Raw genomic sequence first — 17,348 nt, 5'->3', positions numbered from 1 at the left:
AAATAGATTCCCACTCGATGCGTTTTGGGAAATGGGAATCTATTCGGGTGCGAAAACCACTGGTTTTGTAGAGTACGCGCAGATTCAATTTTCCCATCGGTGGGTAAATTGGGAATCTATTTGCCCAACAGTGGGAATCTATTCGGTGCGTTGGGAATCTATCCCTCCGAGCGTGGAAAGCTTGGCCCCCCTGTGCGGGGTAGCCTGGTCTCTCGGGTCAGGTCTGAGTGACCACTGGTTCTTCGCGAACGAGCGAGCGGGCGACCGAGTAGCAGATGAGTAGCAGGATCACCGCTAGTGGCAATCCGGTCATGATCTGGAACGCCCGCATTGGTGCCATTCCTCCGCCGAGTAGTAGCACTGCGGCGACCACTCCTTCGAGTGTCGCCCAGAATACGCGTTGCCGTTTCGGTGGGTTGCGATCGCCGCCGGAGGCGATGTAGTCGATCACCAGCGAAGCCGAATCGGACGAAGTGACAAAGAACACAATGATCACCAGCAACGACACAATCGATAGCAATGTGGGGAGCGGAAAGTCGCTAAAGAACACAAAGATGGCAATCGCAAAGTTGTCGGCCACCGCGGTGGCCAGTTCGCTATCGCCATGTTCGATGCGATCGAGTCCCATGCCGCCGAACACACAGAACCACACGCAGGTGACCAACGTGGGGAGCATGAGCGCGCCGAGCAGGAACTCGCGAATTGTGCGCCCTTTGGAAATCCTGGCGACAAACAACCCGACGAAAGGCGACCATGCGATCCACCATCCCCAATAGAACAAGGTCCAGTCCGATTGCCAGGTTGTCGAACCGCCGAAGCTCGACACAAGCGAGTGCTCGACGACTTCTTGAAGGTAATTGCCTCCGTAGGAAACGATCGACTCGAGCCCTACGCCGGTCGGTCCAGCAATGAGCACAAATAGCCAGAGAGGCAGCGCGAGCCAAATTGCGAGTTTGCTGAGGAACTTAATGCCTCGATCGAGCCCGCTCACGACCGACACGGTCGCAATCGCAGTGATAAACGCAATAAGCATTAACTGAGTACTAAGAGACGATTGGATGCCAACCAGATGATTCAAGCCCGCGTTGATTTGCTGCGCTCCAAAGCCGAGGCTCGTAGCAACGCCGAACATGGTGCCAAGGATGGCGAACACATCCACGATGCTGCCGAGCAGCCCGTTGGTGTGCTCGCCGAAAACAGGATAGAGCACCGCGCGGAAAGTAAGCAGTTGCCCGCGACGATAAGCCGCGTAGGCCATGCCGAGCCCTGCGACAGCAAAAATGGCCCACCCGTGGAGTCCCCAGTGGAGCAGCGTGATATCCATGGCCAGGTGCGCTTTTTGGTTGACCGTGGACGAGGGAACCGGAGGATTCTCGAAGTGAGTAATCGGCTCGGCGACCGACCAAAAGAGAATGCCGATGCCCATGCCGGCGCTGAACAGCATCGAGAACCACGTGAGGTATCCGAACTCCGGGTGATCGTCGGGCTTGCCGAGCTTTACGTTGCCATACTTCGTGCAGCAAAGCACCAGGCAGAACAGCAAGCAGAGCGTGACAGTCAGATGATAGAACCATCCCATGCTGTCGCTGATGGCCGACTGGGCGGTTCCGAACACCTGCGTGGCGGTTTTCGTGTAGACGACGCCGAAGAGTACGAAGATCGCAATGAGCAATGCAGAGGTAAAAAATACTCCAGGGTCTGCTTTCAGGCGAAGCAGTTTGGAGAGTCTCTCAACGATTCCTGGAGAATTCATGACCCTCTAGTTTTTGCGGGGGAACGGTTCAATCGGCCGGTGTTTGCCGTTAGTCTAACGGATCGACCCGCAGCAGGCGACTGCTTGCGGAACCGCGCGAACTTTCAGATAGCTGCCGAGACGGGAGAAAGCCATGAACCACCTCATCGCCCTCTGGGCGCACCCACGATCGCGTTCTACCGCGCTGGAGCGTGTGTTCATCGAACGAGGCGATTTTCATGTGCTCCACGAACCGTTCGCTGCGCTTTACTACCAGCACGAACAGCGCGCGGCCGCGGTGAAGTCGTCGTTGGACGCGGAGGAATCGTGCGACTACGCAACCATCCGCAATCGGCTGCTCGGGCTGGTGCAGGACGAAGACCTGTTTTTCAAGGACATGTGCTACCATTGCCACGACCATCTGAAGGCCGATCAGCCGTTGTTGCAGCGGATGACGCATGTGTTCCTGGTTCGCGATCCCAAGCCGACGATCGCGTCGCACTTTGCGAAGAACCCCTGTGTGACGCTCGAGGAAATCGGCTACGAGAAGCAGGCCAGCATCTTTCGCCAAGTGCAGGCTGTTCAGCGTTCGATGCCGATCGTGGTGTGCGCCGAAACGCTGGTCGCCCACCCGACGAGCGTGCTCTCAGAGCTTTGCCAGCGACTCGAGATCGCGTTCGATGCCAAGTCGCTAAACTGGTCGGCTGGGCAGCACGACAAATGGCAGCAATGGCAAGGCTGGCACGAGGAGGTTGCCAACAGCCAGGGGCTGCATCGCGAGAATACCGAGTACGAGCAGACCGTCGAGAACAATCCGACGCTTGCAGAGTACTACGATTACCATTTGCCTTACTACGAAGAGATGCACCAGCACCGCATCGTCGCCGATGAAGCTCTCTAAGGGGCTGACACCATCGGCTGCTTGGCGATGCCGGCGAGCAACGCTAACTCGGTGGAAGTCAGCGCCCGGTCGAACACCGCGACTCCGCCGATCCAGCCGGTGAAGCCGACGCTCCGACCGCTATGGATCACCCGCCCGATGGTGAAGGGTCCGCCGGTATCGTCGTCGGCAGGGGTATAGATGCTGTGAGGATACCACCAGGGGTTCAGTCGCAACGCAATGAGCTCGCGATCGGTTTCGTCCCACGCTCCCTGAGCGTTCCGGCGAAGCGTGAGCTCCACCTTGGTGTAGGCGTACTCGCGTTGTTCGGTCCGTTCGGTCGGCGACTCGCTTAGCACCTTGGTTGCTACCGGCGTGTCCTCCGGCGGGTTGTAGTACTGATCGGCCGGAAACGACGGGTCCTCGCCCTGCTGCAGGCCCGGCACCCCGGCGTAGTAGCCTTGCATGTAGGCTTGGTAAGCCGAGCCGATCAGGCCATCGCGTTTCGGACGCTCCAGCCAGCGATCGTCCGAGTTGCCGTCGACCCAGCCGGTGAGCTGCTCGGTGGAATGGTCGAGCGTCATCGCCAGGCAGTGCCAGGAGTGGTCGAGCACGTCCGCTGGAGAGTCGGCCGACACGGCCGGCACTTGCGCGGCCGAATTGCACTTGTGCAGCGCGTACTTGTTGAGGAACGACCCGGCGCCGTTCTCCGACACGTGACCACAGGCGCTGCCGGAGTAGTTGAGTCCCGCGAACAGGGCGTACTGTCGCTGGCCTCGCTCCACCTTGGCGATGCCGGCCGTCTCGCGTTGCTTGAGGTCGGTTCCTTCGTGCCAGATGCCCGCCAGGGCGTGGTTGCCGCTTTCGCGGATCGCCCAGACCACGACGGTGACCGATCGAGCATCGCCTTTGATGTCGAGCGGGGTATCGTGCAGTCGGCTTCGCGGAACATACAGGAACGGGCGGAAGTCGGGCTCGCTTTCTTTTACGATGCGGACCGCCTGCCCGAACGGACCACGCCCGAGCAGCGGAAAGTCGTCGTACGTTGCTTCGCGACCCTGCTGCCAGTAGTCGCGGACGTAGTTCGCTGCGTCGAGGGGATAGCGCTCGTCGCCCTCCGGCACGTGGGCGACGAAACGCCGCTGCCTGTCCGGCTCGCGATCGACGAAGTCCCAGAAGGCAACGAGTCCTGACAGCTGCGTGACCTGCTCCACCCGCTCGCGCTGGCTCGCCGGAGCGGCCGCGAAAGTCGTGACCGCCAAAGCATTGGTCAGGCATACCCACGCGAACGCGAGCCGGTGATTGTCGAACATGGTGGGTTACTCACTTGCGATCGGCAGCAACCGGGTGACCCGGCCTGCTTTGTTCCAGTCCTGCACGTACAAGCCGCCATCGGCGTCGAAGCCCAAACCATGCGGGGCGGTGAACACGCCAGGTTGCCAGGCAGCTTTGTCGACACCAAAGTTGGCCTGCTCCGACTTGTTGGTGTTCTCTCCCAAGCGGGCGAGCAGCTTGCCTTCGCGGTCGAGCACGGTCACCCGCCCGTTCAACTCGGCCACGTAGCAACAATCCCCTTTCAGCACCGGCAGGCAGGGACGCGACACGTCGGTGGAATAGACCGATACAAACTCTCCTTCGAGCGTGTAGTGTTCGAGTTGGCTTGCTTCGCGATTGGCGATCAGCAGGCGCGGCTCGTCGAAGCGGTCGTCGTACGCCAGGCCATGGCAGCAATTGAATGCGCCGGGATCCTGTCCTTTGCCGCCGAACGTGGCCAGGTGCTTGCCCTCGGCGTCGAAGAAGTGCACCTTGTTCGATCCGTAACCGCACGAGGCGACGATCTGCCCATTGGGTAGCAAGCACACGCTGGTCACTCCGTCGAAGCCCCCATCGACCTCGCCGGTCTTCTCGTTGGGAATCGACAGCAGCACGGTGCCGTCGAGGGCGATCTTCAACACCTTCTTTTGCCCAGGACTGGCAGCGACGATCACTTGCTTGTCCCCCTCTTTGGTCATCACCATCGAGTGTAGATACTGCGTCGCAGGACCGAGCGTGGTGATCCGCTGGCCGTCGGCGTCGAGCACGAAGATGCCTTGCTCGGCGTCGGTACTCACGTATACCCGATTCTCCGCATCCACTACCACGCTGCCGTGCGTTGGTCCGTGGAAACTCTCCTCGACGTTGCGAAGCCAGTCGTAGTCGAGTTGGTAGCGATGCTCGCCGGCACCGGTAATCACCGGGCGACCTTCGGCCAGGGCCTCGGCGTAGTCGGCCGCCGCTGCGGCGGCGACCGGGTGGGTGTGCACCCCTTCGTGGGCTACGGCGTAACCTGGGACGAACAACAGCAGGGCAGCAGCGGCGTGGGTAAACTTCATGCTGGCTATCACGGGAGAGAAGGAAATGGGCGGGACAAACCATCGCCGAACAGGCCGAGCCGGTTCGCACGATTGGGCAACATTGTACCCGCCGGTTGCATAGTTTTCCTTATATTTCTGAGAGGAACCAAAGATTGCCGCCGACGTGCGATTAGCGGTGAAAACCAGCGATTCAGTCCCCCCTTAAGCGCGGAACTCGAATCGTGTGCCGACCGGGCAAGGGACCCAGCGATCGGGGAATTCGGCCCACAACCGCGCGGCCGAGCGACCTCCCGAGCAGTGGGCCGGGGCAATCATCTGCACCCCCAACGAAGTGAGCGACCGGATGGTCCGCTCCATCCGATCGCTCGAAGCGTTTAGCAGATGCATACCGCCGATCACCGCGTGCAGTGGTTTGCCATCGGTGAGTTGCTGAATATACTCAAGCGTGTTGATCACCCCCGCGTGCGCGCACCCGAGAAGCACCACGGTTCCCTCTGCGGTGTCGAAGAACAACGCCTGATCGTCGGGAATGGTGTCGATGCGGGTGCAATCGGAGTCGAGGTAAAAGTCGCCGCCGGTGTTTTCGAACTCCGTCGCGCGCGGCACGCCGCCGGTTACCGTCACCCCGTCCAGGATTTGTGTCGGTTGCTCGGTCCACACCAACTCGGCCCGGCGCTGCCAGTCGACTTCAGTGAGCCCGCCGCGAATGCCGATGGCCGACGTGGTTCCGTTGCTCCGACGACTGTAGCGAGGTTCCAACGCCGCGGGGTGCAGGAACAGCCGCGGTCGCGTGGCCTGATGCAGCACTTCTTTCAGACCGCCGGTGTGATCGTAATGGCCATGCGACAGCACGACCGACTTGACCGTTCGCAGGTCGATACCCAAGCAGGCAGCGTTATGGCAGAGCGTCTCCGAAGTTTGTCCGGTGTCGAATAGCAGACGCTGGTCGTCCACTTCAATCCAGAACGCCAAGCCATGTTCGCCACGAACGTGTTGGCCATTCGCGGTGTTTTCTACCAGTGCTGTGATTGCGATGTGAGTCATGAGATGAGGGCTTCAGTCGCCATTCCAAAGCTGCTTTAACTGGTTGTCGTTGGTCATGAACATGCCGGTAGCGATGGCACGCACGCGACCTTCTTGCACGATTTTCGACTTCAACACAAATAGCGGTGGGTTCCGCCGGCTGACGGTCGCAACAACCTGTGCTGGTGTGCCAACATGGAGCGGCCGCTTATACCGCACTTGTAAATCGGCGGTATAAGCGACGATGCCTTCGGCAAATAAGCAGTTGGTCATCGCTCCATCCAGCAGCGAGGCAATCACCCCCCCATGCACCAGGCCCGAGTAACCTTGCCATTGCTCAAGGCACTCGAACGTTGCGGCTACCCCTCCCTCGTCGGTCGCAGCGTACTCGACCTTCAACCCACAGGTGTGCTGCTCGCTGCAGACTATGCATCGCGGGTGTTGCTCTTGCCGGGCTTGCTCAAGGAGTTCGTCAGGAGATGTCTCGGAACCCACCGCACGCTACCTTTCCGATTCGCAATGATGCTCGTGATCATGATGATGGTGGTCGTGATGGCAGTCGTTCTCTCCTTCGAGTAACGTGCCTGCCAGGTAAGCGTCGACCAACTCAGCGGGCGTTGCTTTGGGGGCTCCCACAATCGTGCGTATACCAAACTTCGCAAGTAGCGCGAGCGCGTGCTGTCCCATGCTGCCAGCGATCACAACTGTCGCCCCTTTGTCGCGCAACCAGGTTGGCAACACCCCCGGCTTGTGCGGCGGAGCATCGAGCAACTCGACCTCGACCACATCGAGCCCATTTAAAGTAAACAGCGTGACCTGCGGGCAATGGCCAAAGTGACCGTAGAGTTGCCCTTGCTCCGTGGGAATAGCGATCTTCACGAGTGGGTTCCTGATGCAATAAGAAGCGAGACGACCAGCGGCGATTACTGTACTTATTTTATAGCAGTTGCCGAGTAGTGTCACTGACGGTAGCCGGGATAGTCGACCCTGGTTGCGACAAGCATCGCAAGCAATGACAGCAGTGCATGCCATTGTTTGCACACCGTGCACAGTCGCTCGGCGCGAATCGCACAGAAGCAAGCAACCGATGTCTGTGCGAAGTAAGGATGCCGAGCAATCCCAGGGGCAAGTGAATGAACGCTCGCGATGAATGTCCGAGTGGAGTCTAGTCGCTCCCCAGGTGGCCGAGCGATGCGGTGCCACTGTGCGGTTACAGCCATGCACAACATCGTCAGCAGCCACAACAGCGCGACCCGTTTGGTCGCAACTTCGGCGATCTGTTTCACTCAAGAAAGGCGGCGCAGCCCTGCCCCGCCACAGGTAAGTTTCGGTCGCCTCCGGAGGCCCGACCGCATGTTTCGTCGATTCGGCGTAAATCCGCATATGGATCGAACTCCCACTCTAATTCTGTTGATTCGGCCGCAAAAGACGTAGGGATTATTCATGGGTACGCGCATGGGAACATGCATTTGCACTAGGGCTAAGAGTGCTATTTATCTGGGACAAAAATCCCATGGCAATTCTGGTCGATTCGCATCAAGCACTCGATGGATGATCACCAAACGCGAAAAAGGAGAAAAAGATACAACAGCCAAGGAGTATGCGTTATCTTGTTCGTTTGGTGCCGGTGCCTCGTTACAGTGGTACTGGAGATCGTGGCTTCGTGCTTTGCGCAACATGCGATGACTCTTCTCGTTCGCGAAATGGATGAACATGGGTATTCGATTTACTCGGTCATGGGTGGTGCTGCTGATCGGCTGCCTCGTTGCTCCCCCGCTACGAGCCGAAACGCTCTCGACCGCTTTCGAACAACTGGGCATCGAGACGGAGCCGCTCGAGTTTCATGAGTTCTCCGGGGTGCAATTCAAACTAAATGGTGTTACCGCGTACGTGGTGGAACCCAAAGAGTGGGCGTCTGGCAAACCATGGATCTGGCGCGCTCGGTTCTGGGGACATGAGCCAGAGCTCGACCTCGCCTTGCTCAAACGCGGCTACGCGGTCGCTTACTGCGATGTGCAAAACTTGTTTGGAAGTCCTCAAGCGGTTGCGCGATGGAACGAGTTCTACGCGGTCGCTCAAAAGCTGCAGCTTCACCCGAAGCCAATCCTTGAAGGGATGTCGCGCGGGGGGCTCATCGTGTTTAACTGGGCGAAGGCCAATCCGCAGTGCGTTAGCGCGGTGTATGGCGACAACCCGGTTTGCGACATTCGCACCTGGCCAGCCAAGTACTCGCCCGACGACTGGAAGCGGTGCCTGGCGGCTTACGAGTTGACCGAGTCGCAAGCGAGCGAGTTCCAAGGCAATCCGATCGATGGCTTGCAGCCGCTGGCCGACGCCGACGTGCCGGTCTATCTGGTGCTCGGCGAAGACGACCGTGTGGTGCCGATCGAACAGAACGGCCTCGAACTCGCCCGCCGCTACCAAGCGCTCGGCGGCACCGTGCGCACCTGGCGAAAGCCGGGCCAGGGCCATCATCCTCATGGACTGCATCCGGTGACTCCTCTGCTGAATGAGTTGTTGATTGCCTCGCCGCGTGACGAGCTTGATCCGCTTCCGCTCGAGATGCTCACCGCCAAGCAGCGGATCCTCGTGCTTGGCGATTCTATTACTTACAGCGGGCAGTACGTATCGCACCTGGCGACCTGGGCGAAGCAGACGCACCAGATGCCGGCCGAGCGGTTTTTGAACGTCGGGGTTCCTTCTGAAACCGTCTCCGGTTTGTCGGAGCCGGGCCATGCGGGGGGCAAGTTCCCGCGGCCCGATCTGCACGAACGACTCGCGCGGGTGCTCGACCACACCAAGCCCGACCTGATTCTCGCCTGCTACGGCATGAACGATGGTATCTATCAATCTTTTGACTCCGAGCGGTTTCAGGCTTACCAGGCGGGTTTAACCAAACTAAAGCAGGCGGCCGACGAACGTTCCGTCAACATCGTGTTCTTCACTCCTCCGGTGTACGACGCCCACCAGCAGGCGGAGCAGCTTGAGTACGAAGGGGTGATGCACTGCTACGCGAGCTGGCTCATCGCTCAGCACCATGAGCAAGGCTGGCACGTAATCGACCTGCACTTCGCGATGCAGCGCCAGCTCGATGCGAACCGAGCGAGCGACCCGCAGTTCACCTGGCAATCCGACTCGGTGCATCCCAACGACGCAGGGCATCGCGCGATGGCGGCCGCGGTGATTCACGGGTTTGCTCCGGAGTTCGATCCTGCGGAGCTCGACTCGCCTACGTATCGTGCGCAGTTCGCCGAAACGCACGAAACCCTCAAAACAATTCAGCAATCGAAACTCGAAGCCACCGGACACCGCCGACCAAACATCCCCGGCTACCGCCCGGAGAAGTAGCGCCCCGACCGACTCTGCATAGGTGCTCGCGAATAGATTCCCACCGCTGGGCAAATAGATTCCCAATTTTCCCACCGATGGGAAAATTGAATCTCCGCCCACTCTACAAAACCAGTGGTTTTCGGCCTCGAATAGATTCCCATTTCCCAAAACGCATCGAATGGGAATCTATTTTCGCAGTGGGAATCCATCGCAAGTCGTTTGTCAGCAGCGAGTTGCATCAACACCTCCGCGATAGATGCCCAAAATAGATTCCCATCCATGGGAAAGTATTTTGAGTTGGGAGTTGGATGTTGGGAGTTGGAAGTTAGAAAGGGCAGTAGCGACTGTCTTAAAGTTCAAGTCTCTTTGGAGCATTTCCAGTCCGTTTTTGTTTTGATCATGGCATTGAGTATCAGCAGTAGTTTTCGCATGCAGGCGGTGAGAGCGGTCATCTTGGCTTTGCCTCGCTGCAGAAGTTGCTGGTAGTGTTCGCGGATAATCGGGTTGTGCTGGGTGGCCACAAGAGTGGCCATGTAGAGTCCCTGACGCACCGCCGCTCGACCGCCGCCAATCATACGCTTGCCACGCAAGGTTCCGCTGTCGCGGTTGATCGGTGCCAGCCCTGCCAAGCGTGCCACTTCGCGACGATTGAGAGTGCCCAACTCCGGCATATCGGCGAGCAAGGCCGCCGCCGTCGTCGTTCCTACGCCAGGCACCGTGACTAGCAGCGACGAGCGTTCTTGAAACTGAGGATCGGCTTTGATGAGCTGTTGAATCTGTTGGTCGAGCTGCTCCAGTTGTCGTTGGTAGAAGTCGATCGCTTCTTCGATCGACTGACGCACCTGCTCATCTCGCTGCGTGCCTCGCCGATTCTTTTCCCGTGTCAGAGCATCACTCACCTGCTGACGACGAGTTCGGAGGGAGCGGAGTTTTTGCTCGTTTTCCGAGGGTTTTTGGGTTTCTTTGGGCTGCATCAACACGGCATAGCGGGCGATCACCAGCGCGTCGAGGCGATCGGTCTTGGCGAGCTGACCTTGCGCGCGGGCGAAGTCGCGAATCTGACGTGGATTGACGACACTCACCGCAATCCCTTGCTCGCGAAGGAAGTCGACTAGCATGCGTTCACAACCTCCCGTGGCTTCCAGGCAGGCGTGGGTCACCTGATGCTGCACTAACAACTGCCGAAGTTGCTGGCATCCTTCTTGACCGGCAGACCAATGATGCATCTGCGGTTGCCCCGCAACGACGATGTCCCAGTGGTATTTGGAAACATCGATCCCAATCCAAGTACTTTGCAAATGGTTTTCCATCGATTACCCTTCCTTGCATATGCGAGCTTGTTAAAACAGCTCTGGCGACTGTTCGGGCTAATGCGACAGGCGGCCGGCCGGCGATCCAGCTACGAGATCGGTCTCGTGAGGACCGAGGGTGGGACGATCTACCGGCGGCCGCCGTCTTCTACTTCGTTCGCTACGCTCACTCCGCAGAAGACGGCGAAATCGTTGATAGCACCACCTCTGCAAGATACAAGGGTGGGTCCAGGAGCTTCCAGCGACGCAGCCCCACCACCGCTTTTCCCACCCGCGCAGCAGCGAACGCCCACGCAGGCAACCATTCGCCTGCGTGTCGCTAGAAGTCGGACGTAAAAACAAGCATCACATCTCGCAAACCTCCAATCACTAAAAATGCCAACAGCCGATAGCTGAAAGCCGACAGCCACAACCACCTATTCATTAGAACACTGCAGGTGGCCAATTCCCAGCGAAAAGTGGAGCATTCAGAAAAATCGTTTAGCCCGCAGCCGAAGGCGATGGCTAGCGATGTGGAACAAGTGCGACCACCAGACTTCTCACGCAGAGTGTCGCGGGCAGCGAATCGCGATAGCCACGGACTCGACCAGTCACCGGCATATCTCGTCAATGACAACACGCGTGCGTCCGAGCCCGAAATAACGCACCTTGGCTTGCCATGAGCGACACCAAGTCGGGGACTACTTCTGGATCAAACGCGTCGCCATACCGGCTGTATTTCTGTTGACTTTCGCCATTCCGCGGGCGATAATTTAACTAGTTTGACTAGTCAAGGAAGCTCGCATGCCAACAACCCCCTGGAACATCGCCGACGCCAAGAGCAAGCTCAGCGAAGTGCTGAACTTGGCGGAAGAGCAAGCGCAGGTCATTACCCGTCGCAATCGCCAGTACGTCGTGCTCGACGGCGATGAATATCGACGGCTCACCGGAGAGCGACCAAGTCTTAAGGGGCTCATCCTGAATGGGCCTAGTCTAGATGGCTTGGATGTTGATCGCGACGAATCCCCTGGCAGAGAGCTAGAGCTGTGAGAACACTCGTCGATACATGTGTACTATCGGAAGTGCAGCGGAAGCAAGGCAGTCTTCAAGTGCGCACGCGATTCGAGGCAATTGCCGACGAAGACATCTACCTCAGTGTGCTCACGCTTGGTGAACTCCGGAAGGGGATCGACAAACTGCGTGCCAGCGCTAGGAAACAGTCGCTCTCGCTATGGTTTGAGCAGCTAATACTTACGGCCAAGGATCGCTTGCTACCTATTGACTGCGAGACCGCCATAATCTGGGGAGAGATTACGGCCAAGTGCGCGAAGAAAGGTCGATCGATTCCGGCGGTGGACGGGCTGATCGCGGCGACGGCATTACGGCATGGTTTACACTTAATGACCAGGAACGTATCGGACTTTGAGCCGACCGGCGTGATGCTGATCAATCCATGGGACGAGCGTTGAATTGGCAGCTATCGCGAGCGCTACCCACAGGTGCAGCAACCCGCTCATTCCGATGGTTGTCTCCGCTTCTTCCGCTGCAAACCAATGCCGACTTCGACAAAGAGTCCAAGGACAACTCCCAAGAAGACTAGCAGCACTTTCTCCTCTAACCTGCCACCAATATCAGCAGCGCGGCTCAAAACTCTTCGTTCGGATCCAGGGAGAAGATCGGAAAGGATGGAGAGGGAGATCGGTCACTACCCAACATTGATTCAGCGGAGGTCAAAGGGTAGTAAAAGTAGCAACAGGTCACATGGAAATCACGGCCGAATTGCGTGCGCGGGTTTGCAAAGAAGTAGGTGTTTGACAACGATCCAATATCAAACCGTTTTTGGGCAATCGGTACCCAAACCAAGTAAGAGACTACATAGGCTACCAAGCAAATGGCAACCATGCCCAGGCTATTAGTGAAACGTTTCATCTTTTCGAATCCTGTTACCTGACACGGGACTCTTTATTATCGCGGATCGTCGGACTGGCACAGCCATTCATCGGAGAGTTCATCTGTATTTGATTTTATGACGTAATGCGGGACGTTGCCATTATAGCGAATAAGCAAGGCCTTCATTCCCCAACGACCCCCCAACCACCGACTCCCCACACCACCCTCCAGGGCGCAGAGGTTTTGACTCTTTCGCCCTCAGCTGTCGCGTTGCCCCTTGGTGGCTAGGGTTTTGCCCTCTGCGGGGTGCCTCGCGGGCGTTTTGCCGCGGTAGCTTCTTACAAACTTCACACGCATCCGCCATAATCGCTGGCCTTGTATCTGACTCTCCAAACCCCTTCGCTCGCGAGGTTGCTTCGATGGTGTGTGCTGCGAAACGGACGATGCTCGGCGCTTTGACGCTGATGATGTGCTTGACCCTAATTCCTGTCGCTAGCGGGCATACGGGTCCCGATCCGATTGCTCATTGGTACTTCACCGACAAAACCGTCGGCGACTCGGTGGTGACTGGTCGCTTGGGGCCCGATGCCGATTTGCGCGGCGCGCCGAAGTTGGTGAGCGACCGACTCGGCTCCGCCATGCGGTTCGATGGTTCGCAGGATGCGTTGGTGGTCGAAAAACGGGTGGAAGGGGCTTCGTCGAAGTTCATAACCGTCGCGGTGTGGGCGAGCATCGAGCAGCCGGCCGTTGATGGCACGCTGGTTGGGTTGGCCGAAGCCGATGGCAAGGCCGAGAAAGGGTGGAGCCTCGGCTACAACGATCGCGTGTTCAAGCTGATGCTCGCGACTCGCGACGCCGACGATGGCGACGGGCACGCGACCACGCTGCTCGGCACCACCGAGTACCAGCCCGGCAAGTTGTATCACGTGGTCGGTACCTACGATGGAGCGACCGCCTGCTTGTACGTGAATGGCAAGCTCGAAGCCACCACCGCCGATCAGCATGGCGACATTTACTGGCCGCGGCATTCGTCGCTGTCGATCGGCATGGATAGCGATTACGATGAGCCCCGCTTCCACCGCGGCATGATTCGCGACGTCGCGATCTACAACCTCGCGGCGACCGACAAGTGGGTGGCCGAAGAGTTCGATCACAACAGCGAACTCGCGGAGCTTGAAGCTCCCACGACCGACGAGCCGTTTGGCTTCGTGGTCCGCCCGTACTTGCAGTACGCGACCACCGAGAGCATTACCGTGATGTGCGAAACCACCGAGCCGGCCAAGATGACCGTGCTGTTCGGTGGCCTCGGCGAGTCGACCCGACGGGTGAGCGAAGAGAGCGACGTACTGCTGCACGAACTGAAACTCGATGGGCTCGAGCCCCAGGCGGGGCATCACTACCAGGTGCTTGTCGAGACTGCCGACGGCAAGCAGCTAGAGGCCCCGCTGTCGACGTTCCAAACCGCCTCGCTGCCCGGCACGCCCTACACGTTCGGCGTGATCGGCGACACCCAAGGCAATCCCAAAGTGAGTCAGAAGCTCACCGACCTGCTCTGGGCGCAGCGGCCAAACTTCATGGTGATCGCTGGCGACCTCACCGAAACCGGCACCAACAAGAGTCACTGGACTGAGCACTTTTTCCCTGGGCTGCAGCCGATTGCGTCGCGGGTGCCGTTCTATCCGGTGCTTGGCAACCACGAACGCAACGCGAAGTTCTACTACCAGTACATGTCGCTGCCGGATCCCGAGTTCTACTACTCGTTCAAGTACGGCAACGCGGAGTTCTTCATGATCGACTCGAACCAGCGGCTCGATGTCGAGAGTGAGCAGTACAAGTGGCTCGCGAAGGCGTTGGCCGAATCGGAGGCTACTTGGAAGTTCGTTACCTACCATCATCCCGCGTTCTCGTCGGACGAAGACGACTACGGCGATCTGTGGAAGGGCGAGAAGTCGTCGTGGGGCGAACAACGGCTGCGCCACCTGATCGACCTGTACGACGAGCACCAAGTCGACGTCGTCTGGAACGGGCATATCCACTCGTACGAACGGACCTGGCCGATGAAGAAGCAGCAAGTCGTCGAGCGCGGCGGCACCGTGTACGTGGTAACCGGCGGCGGCGGTGGCGGACTCGAAACCGCCGGCCCGATCAAGCCGTGGTTCCAGAACATGGTCAAGCACGGGCATCACTACTGCCTGGTGTCGGTCAACGGCCGCCACATGGAGTTCAAGGCCTACGATCTGGAAGGCCGACTGTTCGACGTGATGACCATCGACAAATCGCCGAGCCAACCCTAGCCGGACAAACACCCCACCAGAGTGAAACGCACAACGCCGAAGGAAGCACTGCTTCCTTCGGCGTTGTTGTTTTGACTGGGTGTGGGAGTCGCGTTTCACCCCCGCCTCACTCCCCCAACCAGAGCGCCTTGATAGTTTCTTCTTGCGAGTACCCAATCGGGCAGCGGCTGCTTTTCGTGTTCGCGCGGTAGCTGCTGTCGGTTTGGTTCGGGCAGGTGATCAATCGGCTCACGGGCATCTGCAGGTGCCCGTTGGCGTCGGTGCGGCGGACCCAATCGTGGGCGTAGGTCAGCCATTGCTTGCGGTACGGTTCGGGCTGCTGCGCGTACCAGGAGATTTCGTCCCACCCCCACACAAAGGCCGAGTTCGTGTCGGCCACGTTCGGTTGAGGGCCCGGCCCGTAGTTGTCGAACTCCACCAGGTAAGGCAGGCTGTCGCAACTCCATCCGCTCGGGGTCTGGCACCCTTTGCTGCGCTTGAAGATCGAGTCGAGGAAGCCGACTTCCAGCACCGCCTGCTGCGGCTTGTCAGGCACCTCTTTGATTCGCAACGGGAACGAGTTGAAATCGAGCAGGCTCACGCCGTCGACCACCATGCCCCCCTGCGGCACGTGGGCGTCGAGCAGCACCAGGTGCCGCCGGGCATGCAGCTTGGCGTACGCTCGGATTCTGGCGACGAGCGTCGCCCAGGTGCGATACTCGGGATCGGCCATGCCGATCAGGTCGACCTGACCAAGGTGCAAGGCTTCGCAGCCGAGGTCGATGTACGCGCCGGCCAGGTAGTAGAACCAGAGCTGCGTTTCGAGCTGCGTGATGTCGGGCACGCTCGAGCGGCCCCAATGCCCGACCATGCGGCCCTGGGGATTGAGCATCGCTTCATACGAAAAGTTCCGCTGCTCAACTGGCAGATCAAACTCCTCGAACACCCAGGCCGGGATCGGCACCTGATTGACCTCGGGGCTGACCGTTTCGAACAAACAGCCTTGGAAAATCACTTCGTCATCGTCGGCATGCACTTGCTCGATCAAGCGTGTCGCCTCTTGCCAGAAGCTATCGTCCACCAGGCGTGCCTCGCCATTCCAGCGATAGACCGCCCGCCCGATGAACTTCGCACCGATGTTCTGGATGAGCCGCACATCGTCGTCGCGGTACAAGTACTCGCGATTGCCCTCGGTGTCGCCGGTGACCAGAAAGTAGGCCATCGTCACGGAGCGATCGAGGTAGTTCTCAAGCACGCTTCGCGAGATGGTGGTGTCGAACTGATAATCGCGGTCGCTTCGCGGAGCCGATTCTGAGGCAACCTGCTGCGACCAAGCCGCTTCGGCAACCAAGGCCAAGCTGGCGATGAGCGCCAGTGGTAGGACGAGACGATGTGGCATGGATGTGGTTCCTTTCGTGTCGCTAGCGATCGATAGAGCAGGGGATGGCCGAGCGACCGATGCTACGCTGAAGCGTCCGCATCAGCCCCAATCCGATCAGGCCCATGAGTAGGGTATTTGGTTCTGGAATTGCTTGTCCAACAAGCGTGAATCTATAATCATCAAACTGTCGAACATCTGACAAGTCAGATAGATCAAACCACCCCGCTCCAAGCTGCCTTGCAACATAATCTGGACTGCCAAGGTCTGGGTTATTCAGAGGCATCGCTCCATTTCCTGTTGTGTCGAACAGTCCACTTCCCAGTACGATTGCATACCATCCAGGAGCTAGAACTAAATCCAATTCGCCGAAGACTTCCTTTGATACCTCTGGAAAGGGAATTATCGTGTGGCCCAGCACATCAGGGGTGGATAAATTCTCTGAATCTGGGAAGTCCGCTTGATCCTCCAGAGCTACTATGGCTCCAAAACAAGTATCAAGAGAAACGCTTGAGCCGACGAGATGAACACCAATCTTGGAAGTAGCAACCGTATGCGCTAGCTCAAATCTAACTCCGCTGAACACAGCGGGACTGATGCTGGAGCTAGGTACGTTACCGGCTAAAACTTCGTCCCAAGTAACTCCCGTTCGCCCCAGTGCCCCACTTTCGAACAAAATTAATTCCGCTCTTCCTGCAGAAGAAAACAACCCCAAGATAAGGGCTATTCTCAACAGCCTACTGGTTGCATCTTGAACTGTCGCGTACAAACTTAGAAACCGCATGGATGGTTCCTCGCATTATGGACGCGCGTTTGTCGCCATGTTATTGCTGCGAGTAGAGCACCGCCGAAGGAAAACAGAGCGATCCCCGAGGGTTCTGGAATGGCCGTGGTACTGAGTTCGAACCACATGCCACCGCTTGTACCAACGTTCCAAGGGCCTGTTGCTACGTCGTCATTCGTAGCCGCAAGGTCTTGATCGATCAGCCCATTTGCTCTCGCCCATGCCCATCCACTGCCCGGCCTTGGATTGTTTAGGATGGAAAGCCAGTACGTTGTCCCGCGATTGAGTTTAACTCCATCCCCTAGATTCAAAACGAACTCAATTGGTGCACCGATTCCATTGAGGAGTTGGCCATTGGTTGGTTGCCAAGTCGATGCGGAATTGACAGAGAAAGTTCCGCTTGCAGTTGGAGTTG

The 17,348-nt window shown here is 58.4% G+C and carries 14 protein-coding genes; 5 read left to right on the top strand and 9 right to left on the bottom strand.

Annotated features, from left to right (window positions below; all coding sequences use genetic code 11):
- Window positions 1-217: 217 nt before the first annotated feature.
- Window positions 218-1,753 (bottom strand): BCCT family transporter, encoded by a 1,536-nt coding sequence (locus tag Pan181_RS24690; protein ID WP_145251485.1) that lies wholly within the window; start codon window positions 1,751-1,753, stop codon window positions 218-220.
- Window positions 1,754-1,886: 133 nt separating this feature from the next.
- Between Pan181_RS24690 and Pan181_RS24685 the strand changes: the two genes are divergently transcribed.
- Window positions 1,887-2,633 (top strand): sulfotransferase-like domain-containing protein, encoded by a 747-nt coding sequence (locus tag Pan181_RS24685; RefSeq protein WP_145251483.1) that lies wholly within the window; start codon window positions 1,887-1,889, stop codon window positions 2,631-2,633.
- On the opposite strand, the gene Pan181_RS24680 is transcribed toward Pan181_RS24685, so the two are convergent.
- The 5 genes from Pan181_RS24680 to Pan181_RS26395 all read right to left on the bottom strand — a co-directional run bounded on the left by Pan181_RS24680 (window position 2,630) and on the right by Pan181_RS26395 (window position 6,868).
- Window positions 2,630-3,925, bottom strand: a complete 1,296-nt coding sequence (locus Pan181_RS24680) for a LamG domain-containing protein (RefSeq protein WP_145251481.1) — start codon at window positions 3,923-3,925, stop codon at window positions 2,630-2,632. The two genes, Pan181_RS24685 and Pan181_RS24680, sit on opposite strands and share 4 nt — an antisense overlap.
- A 6-nt stretch (window positions 3,926-3,931) precedes the next feature.
- On the bottom strand, window positions 3,932-4,984 hold the full coding sequence (locus tag Pan181_RS24675) for an NHL repeat-containing protein (protein ID WP_145251479.1): 1,053 nt from the start codon (window positions 4,982-4,984) through the stop codon (window positions 3,932-3,934).
- Window positions 4,985-5,167: 183 nt separating this feature from the next.
- Complete coding sequence (locus Pan181_RS24670; protein WP_145251477.1) at window positions 5,168-6,010, bottom strand: MBL fold metallo-hydrolase; 843 nt, start codon at window positions 6,008-6,010, stop codon at window positions 5,168-5,170.
- Between the two features lie 12 nt (window positions 6,011-6,022).
- Complete coding sequence (locus Pan181_RS24665; RefSeq protein WP_145251475.1) at window positions 6,023-6,484, bottom strand: PaaI family thioesterase; 462 nt, start codon at window positions 6,482-6,484, stop codon at window positions 6,023-6,025.
- A 6-nt stretch (window positions 6,485-6,490) separates the two neighbouring features.
- Window positions 6,491-6,868: a NifB/NifX family molybdenum-iron cluster-binding protein gene (locus Pan181_RS26395; RefSeq protein ID WP_197528680.1), complete on the bottom strand. Its 378-nt coding sequence runs from the start codon at window positions 6,866-6,868 to the stop codon at window positions 6,491-6,493.
- A gap of 834 nt (window positions 6,869-7,702) precedes the next feature.
- Here Pan181_RS26395 and Pan181_RS24655 point away from each other — a divergent pair.
- A complete protein-coding gene (locus Pan181_RS24655; RefSeq protein WP_145251471.1) occupies window positions 7,703-9,337 on the top strand; it encodes a GDSL-type esterase/lipase family protein in 1,635 nt (544 codons plus the stop codon).
- Window positions 9,338-9,675: 338 nt separating this feature from the next.
- Here the strand turns inward: Pan181_RS24655 and Pan181_RS24650 are convergent, their stop codons facing one another.
- The gene (locus Pan181_RS24650) at window positions 9,676-10,629 is read right to left on the bottom strand and encodes an IS110 family RNA-guided transposase (protein ID WP_145244891.1); all 954 of its coding nucleotides are present in this window, start codon (window positions 10,627-10,629) and stop codon (window positions 9,676-9,678) included.
- Between the two features lie 783 nt (window positions 10,630-11,412).
- Between Pan181_RS24650 and Pan181_RS24645 the strand changes: the two genes are divergently transcribed.
- From Pan181_RS24645 to Pan181_RS24635, 3 genes are all read left to right on the top strand, one after another.
- On the top strand, window positions 11,413-11,658 hold the full coding sequence (locus Pan181_RS24645) for a type II toxin-antitoxin system Phd/YefM family antitoxin (protein WP_145251469.1): 246 nt from the start codon (window positions 11,413-11,415) through the stop codon (window positions 11,656-11,658).
- Window positions 11,655-12,077, top strand: coding sequence for a type II toxin-antitoxin system VapC family toxin (locus Pan181_RS24640; protein ID WP_197528679.1), 423 nt, complete (start codon window positions 11,655-11,657; stop codon window positions 12,075-12,077). The genes Pan181_RS24645 and Pan181_RS24640 overlap by 4 nt, the downstream gene beginning before the upstream one ends.
- Window positions 12,078-12,917: 840 nt before the next feature.
- Window positions 12,918-14,792, top strand: coding sequence for a metallophosphoesterase (locus Pan181_RS24635; protein ID WP_145251465.1), 1,875 nt, complete (start codon window positions 12,918-12,920; stop codon window positions 14,790-14,792).
- 106 nt (window positions 14,793-14,898) lie between these two features.
- On the opposite strand, the gene Pan181_RS24630 is transcribed toward Pan181_RS24635, so the two are convergent.
- Both Pan181_RS24630 and Pan181_RS24625 read right to left on the bottom strand, forming a co-directional pair.
- Entirely contained in the window at window positions 14,899-16,170 is a 1,272-nt protein-coding gene (locus Pan181_RS24630) for a hypothetical protein (protein ID WP_231943696.1), read from the bottom strand.
- A 22-nt stretch (window positions 16,171-16,192) separates the two neighbouring features.
- Entirely contained in the window at window positions 16,193-16,933 is a 741-nt protein-coding gene (locus Pan181_RS24625; protein WP_145251463.1) for a hypothetical protein, read from the bottom strand.
- Window positions 16,934-17,348: the final 415 nt, after the last annotated feature.

This window comes from Aeoliella mucimassa, assembly GCF_007748035.1.
GTDB classification, from domain to species: domain Bacteria; phylum Planctomycetota; class Planctomycetia; order Pirellulales; family Lacipirellulaceae; genus Aeoliella; species Aeoliella mucimassa.
Note: the sequence above shows the minus strand (reverse complement) of the source record. Positions and strands in the feature narration are given on the sequence as shown.